The following is a 12,247-nucleotide window of genomic DNA, read 5'->3' on the forward strand; positions in this document are numbered from 1 at the left end:
TTGTCGATGATTACTTTCTCAGGCTAACCCAGCTCCCCCATTTTACCGCAGGCATCCCTGTTGCGGAAGCTGTGATCAACACAATTCCATTACATAAGTCCTGCTTTATCTTCAATGGCAAAACAATCTCTTCATGTTCAGCCTGGAGTCGCAAAATCGATCCTTCAACGGCATGAAGCTGTGCTGCATCCCGGGGTGATAAATTCATAGATGGTTCTGGGGCAAGTTCATTGATAACCCTTGAAGCAGTGCTTAACTCCTCCGATCCAAAAACATGAAATGCCGGCAATAAAAGCCATTTTTGCTCTCTCTGTGTAAAAGCCTCCGGAGGGTCGGTAAACTGAACAGTTTCCGCATGGTGTTTCTGTTCAAATAACCGGCGACCCGGATCACCACCTTTCAGGCTTCCTCCCGGTTCATGCTGGTATTTGTTGACAGATTGAACCGAGTTCCAACCCGGGGACCAGAAAAATGGTATCAGTGGTGAAGGTGGAATACCCTGGAAACCTTCCATGGTGAAAGTCATTGGCGAATCTGAATCCTGCCGCGGTTTTGGCTCGCTTACCGAAAGATTGGCAAGCATTGCAGTACGTCCGCTATAACGATGAGGTTCACGTGGTATCATCTCTCCATGTATCCGGAAATCCTGTCCGGGAGCTGCACCGCTTATACCTTCGAATTGGGGCATTGATGACTCAAGACCTGCCAGCAATTCATCAGGGTGCAGTTCATGACCATTGTTTGAGGCAGAAGTCAGATTGATAAGTTTGTATAACCATTTCCAGCTTTCCCTGATATTGTTATTTGCGGGAGCAAAAACCTGGTAGAAACGTTGAGCACGGCCTTCATTATTGATGATCGTACCATCTCCATCAGCGAAGGTAGCAGCGGGCAAAAGCACGGTGGCCCTTTCGGTTGTTCGATTATTGAGGGTGTCAAGTGCTATGATGTTCCTGGAACCTTTTAAAAACTGGTCGGCTTTTTTTGAGGGGAGATAACGGTAGATATCGTTTTCCAGCACCACAAGGTTCAGGTCCTGTTCAAATAACAACCTTTTGATTGCCCCTTCAACAGAGGGTGCGCGCATCAACGCCAGACCCATACTGTTACATTCCGGCATCACGAAAGATATCCCGGCTTTCCGATCTTCTGTATTTAAAGAAGAGGCAACGGCATGAGCTGCCCTGATCAGTGCTTCGTTGTAACACGAGGTACCGCTGATAATTACCGGCCGTCTCGCCGTTCTCAGGGCATCGACAATCATGCCCGCGGTTTTTTCTGTTTCTGCATTAAGCTTTGCCACAGGCGGTACAGATGGATTGAGAAGATGGGCTATAGCAAACCCAAGCCTTGCTATATCATCAGGTGCGGCAATTGAGCTTATGGTGCTGATTTCATCCAGTGGAGACGGGGTAACTGTGATATTGGCAAGGAAGCCTTTGTCTTCCTGCACAAACTCCCTGATGGCCGCATCCTGCCAGGCAGGCAATCCCAGTTGTTGGGAAGCTTCACCGGCTGCGGTTTTCATGACCGATTGCCGGATCGAAAGCGCCATCACCGGCGCAGTGTTCCAGACATCTTCTCCAAGCACCAGCACTGCATCGGCCATCTCAATCTCTTTTAAGGAGCACGGATGAAGACTGCCTGATTGCAAAACGTCAACGATCCTTTTTTCGATGTAAGCGAGTTCTTCAGTTATTCCGTGGTAAAAGTTTTCCCTTCCTACCAGTTGCATCAGGGCATAATTGCTTTCCATGGAAGCCCTTGGAGAACCGATGCCTACCAGTTTTTTTGGAACCATCAGCTTTCTCAGTTCTTCAATTAACGTTGTATCGTCAACTGATTCTACTGCCCTGCTGCGAACAAGCGGCCGTGCCACCCGGTTTAAGCTGTTTACGAAATCATAACCGAACCTTCCGCGGTCACATAAAAAGTACCCGTTAACCGATCCATTGAAACGGTTAACGATGCTCCTCAGGGTTCCATAACGTTCACCGGCGATTGTATTGCAACCCAGGCTGCAATGCTGGCAGACCGAAGGTGCAGTGGTAAGATCCCATTTCCTGGTATAATGTTCTTTCAATAACTTATCGGTGAACACACCAGTCGGGCAGATCTCCGCGAGGTTGCCACTGAATGGGCTTTCGAGCACACCATCTTTTTCCCTTCCGAAATACACATGATGGTGAGCAGCAAATACATTGAGATCTTTACCACCCGCATAGTCCCGATAATATCTTACACACCGGTAACATTGGATACACCGGTTCATCTCATGGTGAATCAGTGGGCCAAGGTACTGATTCCTGTAAGTGCGTTTTTTATATTGGAAGCGACGGTAACTGTGTCCTGTCATTACCGTCATGTCCTGCAGGTGGCAACTGCCTCCTTCATCACAAACGGGACAATCATGCGGATGATTGGTCATCAGCCATTCAATGACCTGCGAACGGAAAGCGACGGCCTCCTTATCGGCAACTGAAAGGAACATTCCCTCTCTTGCATTTTCCATGCAGCCCATCACGAGGCGGCCTTTTGTATCCTGATCATCCCTGAAAACTTTCACCGCACACTGCCGGCAGGCTCCAACGCTACCCATTGCCGGATGCCAGCAGAAGTATGGCAGATCAAATCCGAGGGCAAGGCAGGCCTCGAGCAGATTTTTGCCGGCTTTGACTGTATAAGACGTCTTATCGATATTGATAGTAGGCATACACTGTCCGCATTATTCGGTGAACAACTGATCAGGTCAATAGGGTAAGTTTTAATTGTATGGACATTTTTTGTTTTTGATATGATTGTCAAAATCATCCCTGAAATATTTTATCGCGCTTTGCAAAGGTTCCATCGCTCCGGGGGCCAATGCACAAAACGTATTTCCTGGTCCAAGATATTTAGCATGCATCTGGAGGAGTTCCATATCTTCTTCTTTTCCTTCACCATGTTCTATCGATATCAGCAGTTTTTCCACCCAGGGTAACCCTTCACGGCATGGCGTACAAAAGCCGCAGCTTTCCTGTGCGAAAAAATGTTGCAGGTTATGAACAAATCCAACGGGACAGGTAGCATCGTCAAGGACTACCAGCGTGCCTGTTCCCAAACGGCTGCCTGCTGCAGCTACTGATGTGAAATCCATTTTAATGTCAAGATGATCAGTTGTCAAAAAATCTGTAGATGCACCACCCGGCAACACTCCTTTGAGCTTCAGCCCATCTATCATGCCCCCGGCATGATCTTCTATCAGCTCACGCATCGTTACACCCATTGGCAATTCCCAGGCACCGGGCTTGTTCACTTTACCGCTTACACCGTAGATCTTGGTACCACCACTGTCTTCACTGTGGCTGAGGCTCCTGAACCAGGCCGCGCCTTTGTTAATGATATGCGGAACACAGCATAGCGTCTCTACATTATTGACTATTGTTGGTTTTCCAAACAATCCACTCACCTGTGGAAATGGAGGTTTCGCGCGCGGTGTCGCCCTTTTACCTTCCAGTGCATTAAGCAAAGCGGTTTCTTCACCACACATATACCTGCCGACACCGGTATGCAGGTACATATCAAGGTTATAGCCGCTACCCAGTATATTGTTGCCCAGGTAACCCGCGGCATATAATTCCTCAATTGATTTCGATATGAGCCTGGCGGCCTCGCGATATGCCCATCGCAGGAATACATAAGATTTATTGGCCTGGATAGCATAAGCCGCAAGTATCATCCCTTCAATCAGTTGATGAGGATTGCCTTCAATCAATAGCCGGTCCTTGAATGTCCCGGGCTCCATCTCATCCGCGTTACAGATCAGGTATTTCGGACCCGAAGGCTGGCCGTCCATCGGCACGAAGCTCCATTTCATGCCCGTGTTGAACCCTGCCCCACCGCGACCTTTGAGGTTACTATCCTTTACCACCTGTTGAACATCAGCCGGAGACATTCCGCCTAGCACCCTGCGCAAAGCAGTATAGCCACCAGTCCTCTCATAACCTTCCAGGTCCAGCGGTGGATGACCAGTTTTTATATGTTCTGTCAGCGGACGTTCCATGTTATTTACTTCTCTTAGGATTCATTTATATACCAATATCAACTCTTCCAGCTTATCCGTGTTCAGATTCGTGAACAGATCCTCATCTATCATGAGTGCGGGTGCGCGATCACAACATCCGAGACAGGCATTTGGCAACAATGTAAACCGACCATCGGGGGTTGTTTCACCGAAACCGATTCCGAGTATTTGTTTTATTGCTGCATAGATTTTCTGATAGCCCATCACATAACATGATATACTGTCACATAAAAGAATCACGTGCCTCCCTACGGGCTTTCGAAAGATCAGGTTATAAAAAGTAGCAACGCTGTCAACCTCGGCAGGGCTCATTTCGAGATAAGCAGCAACGGCTTCAACACTGGCGTCACTTACCCAACCCCTATGATGTTTTACCACTTTAAGTGCTTCGATTACGCCTGCTTTTTTATAGGGCAATAAACTGATCTCATGATCAATCTCCCGGATCTCTGCTTCGGTCAGACCCGTGTCCTTTCTTTTTATCATTGCTTCGTTGATCATTTCAATTTGCTTCATCCTTCATCACTTTTGTTTTATCGCTGTTTGTCACCGGCATTCATATTTGTTTGTCACCTGCATCATTGTTTGTCACCTGTCTATATCTGCCAGCACAAAATCAACACTACCCAGGATTGACAGCAGATCCGCAACCGTATATCCTTTACTGATATAAGGCACCATCTGCATATGTGGAAACGAGGGCGTCCTGATCCTGACCCTGTAGGCCGCGGTGCTTCCATCGCTGACCAGGTAGTAACTGTTAGCACCTTTTGTTGCTTCTATACAACTCATTGCCTCACCGGCAGGGATAACCGGGCCCCAGCTCACGTTCAGGAAATGAGTGATGAGCGTTTCAATATCCTGCATGGTATATTTCTTAACCGGCGGGGTGGTCAATGGATGATCTGCCTTGTAATGTCCTTCAGGCATATTATCCAGGCATTGTTCAACGATTCGAAGGCTTTGCCACATTTCTTCTATCCTGACCACGGAACGATCGAAACAATCGCCGTTCTGTGCGATGGGTATATCAAAATCAAATTTCTCATAGCCGGAATAAGGTCGTTTTTTACGAAAATCCCATTCCATCCCACAGGCCCTCAGTCCAGAACCGGTAACCCCCCATTCAATGGCTTCTTCCAGGGTATAGATTCCGATTCCCCTGGTACGTGCCTTGAAAAGCGAATTCATCAGCACCATTTTTTTGTACTCTCTTAATTTTTTGGGAAAGTAGTTTACAAAATTTCTGACCAGTCCATCCCATCCACGGGGGAGGTCCTGTGCAACACCACCTATGCGAAACCAGTTGGGATGCATCCTGCCGCCGCAGATCGCTTCGATGATATCAAAAATCTTTTCCCGGTCAGTAAACATGTAAAATACCGGTGATAACTGACCAAGGTCCTGGGCGAAAGTGCCAAACCAAACAAGATGGCTGGCTATGCGGAACAACTCACATAACATTACCCTGATCACCTGGGCGCGTTCGGGAACTTCAATGCCAGCCAGTTTTTCCACCGCAAGCAGGTAGGCGAGATTATTCATCACGCCTCCTAAATAATCAACACGATCGGTATAGGGAATATAGGTATGCCAGCTTTGACGCTCACCCATTTTTTCTGCGCCACGATGATGAAAGCCAATCTCCGGGACCGCGTCCACAATGTCTTCTCCGTCTAATTGTAAAACGATCCTTAACACGCCGTGAGTGCCGGGGTGTTGAGGACCAATATTAAGGAACATGAAGTCAGAGTCATCACTTTCTTTCTGCAGTCCCCACTCTTCAGGTTTAAATCTTAAAGCTTCCTGCTCGGTATCCTGTTTTCCGTCCCAGAGTTCAAACGGCCCCATTTCGGTGGCCCTTGCAGGATGTTCTTTTCGTAACGGGTGGCCCTGCCAGGTAAGCGGCATTAATAAACGTGTGAGATGTGGATGTCCTTCGAACCGTATACCAAACATGTCATATACTTCGCGTTCATACCAGTTGGCATTCTTAAATATGGATGTTATGGAAGGAAGTTTGGGAAACTCCCCGAGCAGCGGCACCTTCAGTCGGATAAACTGATTCCGCTCAAAAGAAAACAAGTGATAAACAACGGTAAAATCAACGGCCGGAAAATCTTTTTTGTGTGATCTGTCGCGTTCATCGATTGCGCAAAGATCATACAGGAGGGAATAAGGTTTACGGATCTCTGCTTTCAACTGTCGGATCATAGGTAGGCAATCATTTCCATTCACCCATATAGTGAGCAGGTCATCAACGGTGTTTTGCTGCCTTATGGCTGCCTCACCGAAGTTGAGCTTCAGATACTCAAGTATGTTGGTGGCATCCTGCATATCAATAAATCCGGTTTATTACACTTCATCCACTCCACGGAAGGTCAGGTTGTTCATCCTTTCCTCCCGCTTAACCTCCTTCATGGAAGTCATCTTTGGTTTGATGACTCCCTGCTCTCCGATTGTCCAGCTTAATGGACGCGCCTCTTTTCCTACTGCATCAGCCAATAACATCAGCCCCTGCATAAATGCGTCGGGTCTCGGCGGACAGCCCGGCACATAAACATCTACAGGGAGAAATTTATCTACCCCCTGTACTACACTGTATATGTCGTACATCCCCCCGCTGTTCGCGCAACTGCCCATCGAGATAACCCACCTCGGTTCCATCATTTGTTCATGCAGTCGTTTTATGATGGGTACCATCTTGATAAATACAGTTCCGGCTATCACCATAACATCCGCTTCCCGGGGTGTGCCCCTGATCACCTCTGCACCAAAACGGGCCACATCAAATTTGCTGGTAATGCTCGTGGCCATTTCCACGAAGCAACAGCTTAAACCAAAATGAAACGGCCACATGGAATTTTTTCTGCCCCATGCTACCAGGCTTTGCACCGTCGTGAGCATGATACTCCGGCTGACTGCCTGCTCCATGCTCCCCGTTCCTGATATTCTACCGGAAATATCTCCCGCTTTGTTTAACCACCAATCCATTTGCGTTGTATTTATTGCTTCTTGTCAACTTTTTTGAGTTTGCTTAGTCTTATACACTTTCAATATTTTTTTTACATCAGCTCCAATATTAAGGGCACCGATACCCCACTCATAAACCAATACGACAGCCAGCTGACCAATGAAAACAAGGATACCGATATAACCCGCCCAACCAAGTTCATAGAAGCCAAGGGCCCAAAGCATGATGAACACTGCCTCTACATCAAATACAACAAACAACATGGCTACCAAATAAAACTGGGCGGAAAAACGGATCCTGGCAGAACCACTCTGTTCGATACCTCCTTCATAAGGTTGACCGGTGGCCCTGTCTTTGTGATGCTGACCGAGGACATAAGACAAAGAGAGGATGACCAGCAATAATATGCATACAATACCGGCATATAATAGCATGGGCCATAATGGAAAGCTATCGGGGTCATTTCCAGGCATAGACAAGCGGTTTCGTTGAAGCTGTTCACATCAACGATTAGTTATAAACCAACTCATTAACTATTCAGGGCCTGACATAAAATTTGAACCTGCATGTTCAAACTGACAAGTGACGATGTTCAACTGACAATGTAACGCTGAAGGTTTTCAATGATGAAATCCTTCTGTGTGATGATATATTTGACAATATCACCTATGGAAACGATACCCACTAACCGGTCGTTTTCCATAACAGGTAAATGGCGGATGTATTTCCGCGACATCAGCTGCATGCATTCTTCAATCTTTGTGTCTGGAGTAACAAATACGGGGCTTTCGGTCATAATGTCCTGCACCATCGTTTCCCTGGAAGAGCGGCCCTTTAAGATAACTTTACGCGCATAGTCACGTTCTGTAAAAATTCCATCCAGCTTACCGTCTTTTTCCAACACTACGAGGGCGCCGACGTTATTATCTTCCAAAGTTTCCAGTGCTTCATAAACAGAGCTTTCCGGACATATTGAATATACCAAATTCCCTTTGATCTGGAGTATATCACGAACAGTATCCATGGCGCAACCGTTTGAAATAAAATCGTACTGTTAAGTTAACTTTTTTTTGATTAAAAAAAAAGATTATGCTAACAGCGGTTAATGGCCCATTTCAATTCAGAAAGCAACAGCATTTTGCATGATTCGCTTCGGTTCTTCAAACAAAACATGATAATCTTTACGAAGCAAAGACGGCTTCATTTATGCATTTTCGCCGCTTTCGTCTATCGTTTGTTAAGTTTTTTACCAATGCTCAAATGATAATGTGAAAGAAAGGTGTCATGAATACGCCCGGGGTTTAGTATGCAATTACATACTATCGTCTCATCGGAACGCGTTCGTTTACCCATATACGTTATATATTTGCCGGTATACATCATATGTTCCCGATGTATACAATATATGTTCCCGCGGCAGACGTTATACGTTCCTACTGGTAGACTATATATGTTTTCCCTGTAGACGTTATCTAATTAGCCTGTAGAGGTTATACGTTCCTACTGGTAGACTATATATTTTTTCCCTGTAGACGTTATCTAATTAGTCTGTAGAGGTTATAAGCTCCCACTGGCAGACGTTATCTGTTTCGCCGGTAGCCTGTTGAAATCATCCTGCCGGGTCATGGTTCCTGCCTGCTGTGGTCACCTTGTCCGTGACAGAAGATTTTATTTTATCTTCGATGACACAATCAATAAACTTTTCCTGTTATCATGCAATCGTTTACAACAACACCAGCTGCCGCGCTAACCGGTTTGGTCAGTCAGATCCTGGTAGTTGAACACCAGCAAGCTGATGGGGTTGTCACCGCTTTGCCTTTTTATGCAGATGGGCTGCCGGGCATAGTATTTCAACAGTCTTCCGGAAGTATGTATCTAAACGATAAAAACAGGAAACTTTCATCTTTGTTTTTATATGGTCAGACTATCCGCCCGATAACCCTTCTGCCTCATGGACGTTTTCGAATGGTTGTCTTTCTTTTGTATCCATCGGCAATCAACAGTCTTTTCGGGATCCGGTCAAATGAGGTCACAGACGATTGCATTGATCTGCGTTTATTGCCGGCAGCCAAACTTCTTTCGGACTACCAGAAGCTGATCGAAACCAGGGATCCCCTTAAACAAATTGAGATCATAAGTAATTACCTCGCAGCGGTTGCAAAGTCAACCCCTACAAATGCAGATTCAATTGTACACTACGCACTGGAACATATTATTGCAGCCGGAGGGCAGGCTTCATTGCGGGCTTTGAGAAAACAGCTGAATGTAACCGAGAGGACATTTGAAAGAAGGTTCGAACAATTCGTTGGCGTTAGCCCCAGGCTGTTTTCGCGTATTTGTCAATTTAAATCCTCCATGCAGCAACTAGACCACCAGCGTTTTAACAAGCTGTCAGATATTGCCTATTACAATGGCTTTGCCGATCAATCGCATTTTATACGCAGCTTCCGGCAATTTACCGGGCTAAGTCCGCTACAGTACCTCAGGAAAGAGAAGGACTAGATTGTCGGTTTCATTCTATTTCCGGTTTTTCTCACATGGTAGTTTCGTTGTAAAATTTACAACGTATGAAAGTTATCATTTTCGGATCAACGGGAACCATCGGTAAACATTTAGTGCAACAGGCACTTGAATTGGGTCATGATGTAACAGCTTTTGTGAGAGATCCACAAAAACTGGCTCAGCTGAAAAATGACCGGCTCACCATATTCAAAGGAGATGTGATGGAGTTCTCACAGGTGAACAATGCAACAAAAGGCCAGGAGGTGGTGATATGCTCCCTTGGTGCCGGAAGAAAAGGGATTGTGAGGGCAGCCGGTACAAAACACATCGTAAAAGCGATGCAGGAAAACGGAGTGAACCGTTTGATTTGCCAGACATCGCTTGGAAATGGTGACAGCAAAGGAAACCTGAACTTTTTCTGGAAGTATATAATGTTTGGGTGGTTCCTGAAAGATGCCTTCCAGGACCACGAGCATCAGGAAAAGCACATATTTGCATCCGGGCTCGACTGGACGATAGTGAGACCAGCAGCGTTCACTGATGGTAAGTTAACCGGGCATTATAAGCATGGGTTCTCTGCTGACGACAAAACACTCAGGTTGAAGATTTCCAGGGCTGATGTTGCACTGTTTATGCTCATGCAGATTACTGATCACCGGTATATCAGGCAAACTCCCGGGCTCTCTTATTGAATGGTAACGGGTGGTACAGTCAGCATTGTTATTGCTATACCATCAGAATGGCTATTGCTCTTATAAACAGAATGGTTTTGGAAAGAAGTATTTCAGTGCATATTCGATATATTGTTACAACGATTAAACATATACTGATGAAATTAAGCTTAGCCATTCTATTGTTTTTTACCAATTATTTTGTTGTTGCCCAGAACAACCCGGGCCATACGGACACAAACAAGATCAGGGTAATCGTTTTCGGGGCTCATCCTGATGATTGCGATATCACCACCGGAGGATTAGCTGCATTATATGTCTCCATGGGCCATGCGGTAAAGTTTGTGTCCTTAACCAACGGCGATAAGGGTCATCAGGCTATGGGAGGAAAACCGTTGGCCGCAAGAAGGTTGAAGGAAACACAGGAAGTGGAGCGGCGACTCGGCATTAAGTATGATGTACTTGATAATCATGATGGCGAACTCATGCCCACTCTTGAAAACCGGCTTGCCGTGATCCGAAAAATAAGGGAATGGCGGGCGGACATCGTGATTGCACCACGCCCTAATGATTACCACCCCGATCACCGTTACACCGGTGTACTGGTTCAGGACGCTGCTTACCTGGTGATTGTTCCAAATGTTTTACCAGGTGTCGAACCACTTAAAAACAATCCATTGTTTTTGTATGTCAGCGACAGGTTCCTCCGGCCAAATCCTTTCCGCCCGGACATTACTATCGACATATCTGCAGTTATAGGGAAAAAGATCGATGCTTTGGACGCACATGTATCACAATTTTATGAATGGCTACCCTGGACGGAACACGATACATCAGTTCCCGCTGAGGCGGCGGCACGCAAACAATGGCTCACAGAAAAACGCGCCACAAGAAATAAAGTTTCCGCGGCAGCTTTAGAGTCACTGGAAAAATGGTACGGTAAGGAGCATGCGGCAAATGTTAAGTTTGCTGAAGCATTCGAGATCTGTGAATACGGCAGGAACCCCGGCGCTGAAGAGATCCGGCGCTTATTCCCGATGATTAAACAATAAGTTTTTTAAGGTTTGCGAAACTTGTGGTAATGCTCTTCAGCGCATCTGCCGGCATATCATGCTCGATAAAATAATACTTCATCCCTGAAGTGGCAGCCGCTTCGAATACAGGTTTGAAATTGATGTTGCCTTCACCAAGCGGCAATACTTTTTCCCTGGTTGGATCAAGATCTTTTATATGCCACAACGGAAAACGATTCGGATGTTTGTTGAACAAGGCTACAGGATCGGCTCCTCCCTTTATCGCCCATGCCACATCCAGTTCCATTTTAACCTGTTTAGGATCTGTTTCAGACAAAAAGAGCTCATAAGGAACTTTCCCTTCAACCGGCCTGAATTCAGCATCATGATTGTGAAAAGCGAACTGTATACCTGCTTTGGCAGCCGCTTCCCCTGTTTTGTTCAGCGTCGCAATTGAAGCTTTTACATCCTCCATTGTGCTTATCGGTGTATTGGCACAAACAAGATATTCTACACCACCTGCAGCCGCATCATCAACAAGCTCCTGGTAATTATCGCGCAGCGTTTTCATGGGCGGGATGCTGATCGGCTTGCCGGATGCATCAACCGGTGGTTTTGCGTTAGGAGGAAGTTTGAACGGGGCGCCAAGAACGTGATGCGATTTCCAACTCAGGCCCATACCGTTGAGTAAGGTTGCAAATTCTTTCGGTTTAAGTCCGTAATAGCCTCCCTTCCTGCTAAATGCAGACTCAATGTTTTTATAGCCGATGTCTGCAATCTTCTTCAATGTGCCGTTTACATCGGAATCTATGGAACTGAAAAAGGTATATAACTGCAGCCCCGGTGCCGGCATAGCAGCCTGGCTGAAGAAGGCAGGTAAATGGCCGGTCATCAGCAAGCCGCCCAGGGATGCTTTGCTGGTTTGTTTTAAGAAGGATCTCCTGTTTATCATAAAAAAAAGTTGTGGGATAATATGTTTTGGTTTGCTGCTTCAATTTAAGATAATGAAATAACAAACTGCAAC

The 12,247-nt window shown here is 46.1% G+C and carries 11 protein-coding genes; 3 read left to right on the top strand and 8 right to left on the bottom strand.

Annotated features, from left to right (window positions below; translation table 11 throughout):
- Nucleotides 1-10 precede the first annotated feature (10 nt).
- The 7 genes from nuoG to ACX0G7_RS01340 all read right to left on the bottom strand — a co-directional run bounded on the left by nuoG (nt 11) and on the right by ACX0G7_RS01340 (nt 8,061).
- Nucleotides 11-2,713, bottom strand: a complete 2,703-nt coding sequence (gene nuoG, locus ACX0G7_RS01310) for an NADH-quinone oxidoreductase subunit NuoG (RefSeq protein ID WP_458921597.1) — start codon at nt 2,711-2,713, stop codon at nt 11-13.
- Between the two features lie 51 nt (nt 2,714-2,764).
- Nucleotides 2,765-4,042, bottom strand: coding sequence for an NADH-quinone oxidoreductase subunit NuoF (gene nuoF, locus ACX0G7_RS01315; RefSeq protein ID WP_458921598.1), 1,278 nt, complete (start codon nt 4,040-4,042; stop codon nt 2,765-2,767).
- A 21-nt stretch (nt 4,043-4,063) separates the two neighbouring features.
- Nucleotides 4,064-4,579, bottom strand: a complete 516-nt coding sequence (gene nuoE / locus ACX0G7_RS01320; protein WP_458921599.1) for an NADH-quinone oxidoreductase subunit NuoE — start codon at nt 4,577-4,579, stop codon at nt 4,064-4,066.
- A gap of 72 nt (nt 4,580-4,651) precedes the next feature.
- Nucleotides 4,652-6,400 carry an NADH-quinone oxidoreductase subunit C/D gene (gene nuoC / locus ACX0G7_RS01325; protein WP_458921600.1) on the bottom strand — a complete coding sequence of 583 codons (1,749 nt, stop codon included), beginning with the start codon at nt 6,398-6,400 and terminating at the stop codon, nt 4,652-4,654.
- A gap of 18 nt (nt 6,401-6,418) precedes the next feature.
- Nucleotides 6,419-7,057 (bottom strand): NADH-quinone oxidoreductase subunit B, encoded by a 639-nt coding sequence (locus ACX0G7_RS01330; protein ID WP_458921601.1) that lies wholly within the window; start codon nt 7,055-7,057, stop codon nt 6,419-6,421.
- A gap of 24 nt (nt 7,058-7,081) precedes the next feature.
- Nucleotides 7,082-7,510, bottom strand: coding sequence for an NADH-quinone oxidoreductase subunit A (locus tag ACX0G7_RS01335; protein WP_458921602.1), 429 nt, complete (start codon nt 7,508-7,510; stop codon nt 7,082-7,084).
- A gap of 119 nt (nt 7,511-7,629) precedes the next feature.
- Nucleotides 7,630-8,061: a CBS domain-containing protein gene (locus ACX0G7_RS01340; protein ID WP_458921603.1), complete on the bottom strand. Its 432-nt coding sequence runs from the start codon at nt 8,059-8,061 to the stop codon at nt 7,630-7,632.
- 689 nt (nt 8,062-8,750) lie between these two features.
- On the opposite strand from ACX0G7_RS01340, the gene ACX0G7_RS01345 reads away from it, so the two are divergent.
- From ACX0G7_RS01345 to ACX0G7_RS01355, 3 genes are all read left to right on the top strand, one after another.
- A complete protein-coding gene (locus ACX0G7_RS01345) occupies nt 8,751-9,539 on the top strand; it encodes a helix-turn-helix domain-containing protein (RefSeq protein ID WP_458921604.1) in 789 nt (262 codons plus the stop codon).
- A 65-nt stretch (nt 9,540-9,604) separates the two neighbouring features.
- Nucleotides 9,605-10,231, top strand: a complete 627-nt coding sequence (locus tag ACX0G7_RS01350; protein WP_458921605.1) for an NAD(P)-dependent oxidoreductase — start codon at nt 9,605-9,607, stop codon at nt 10,229-10,231.
- A gap of 137 nt (nt 10,232-10,368) precedes the next feature.
- Nucleotides 10,369-11,262: a PIG-L deacetylase family protein gene (locus tag ACX0G7_RS01355; protein ID WP_458921606.1), complete on the top strand. Its 894-nt coding sequence runs from the start codon at nt 10,369-10,371 to the stop codon at nt 11,260-11,262.
- Here the strand turns inward: ACX0G7_RS01355 and ACX0G7_RS01360 are convergent.
- Nucleotides 11,252-12,175: a sugar phosphate isomerase/epimerase family protein gene (locus tag ACX0G7_RS01360; protein ID WP_458921607.1), complete on the bottom strand. Its 924-nt coding sequence runs from the start codon at nt 12,173-12,175 to the stop codon at nt 11,252-11,254. The two genes, ACX0G7_RS01355 and ACX0G7_RS01360, sit on opposite strands and share 11 nt — an antisense overlap.
- Nucleotides 12,176-12,247: the final 72 nt, after the last annotated feature.

It is taken from the genome of Flavitalea antarctica, from assembly GCF_054461535.1.

Excerpts from the sequence above, each read along its gene's own strand:
- ACX0G7_RS01350 (WP_458921605.1), top strand. The coding sequence starts at position 9,605 with ATGAAAGTTATCATTTTCGGATCAACGGGAACCATCGGTAAACATTTA.
- ACX0G7_RS01335 (WP_458921602.1), bottom strand. The coding sequence starts at position 7,510 with ATGCCTGGAAATGACCCCGATAGCTTTCCATTATGGCCCATGCTATTA.
- ACX0G7_RS01330 (WP_458921601.1), bottom strand. The coding sequence starts at position 7,057 with ATGGATTGGTGGTTAAACAAAGCGGGAGATATTTCCGGTAGAATATCA.
- nuoG (WP_458921597.1), bottom strand. The coding sequence starts at position 2,713 with ATGCCTACTATCAATATCGATAAGACGTCTTATACAGTCAAAGCCGGC.
- nuoF (WP_458921598.1), bottom strand. The coding sequence starts at position 4,042 with ATGGAACGTCCGCTGACAGAACATATAAAAACTGGTCATCCACCGCTG.
- ACX0G7_RS01355 (WP_458921606.1), top strand. The coding sequence starts at position 10,369 with ATGAAATTAAGCTTAGCCATTCTATTGTTTTTTACCAATTATTTTGTT.
- ACX0G7_RS01360 (WP_458921607.1), bottom strand. The coding sequence starts at position 12,175 with ATGATAAACAGGAGATCCTTCTTAAAACAAACCAGCAAAGCATCCCTG.
- nuoE (WP_458921599.1), bottom strand. The coding sequence starts at position 4,579 with ATGAAGCAAATTGAAATGATCAACGAAGCAATGATAAAAAGAAAGGAC.
- ACX0G7_RS01345 (WP_458921604.1), top strand. The coding sequence starts at position 8,751 with ATGCAATCGTTTACAACAACACCAGCTGCCGCGCTAACCGGTTTGGTC.
- ACX0G7_RS01340 (WP_458921603.1), bottom strand. The coding sequence starts at position 8,061 with ATGGATACTGTTCGTGATATACTCCAGATCAAAGGGAATTTGGTATAT.
- nuoC (WP_458921600.1), bottom strand. The coding sequence starts at position 6,400 with ATGCAGGATGCCACCAACATACTTGAGTATCTGAAGCTCAACTTCGGT.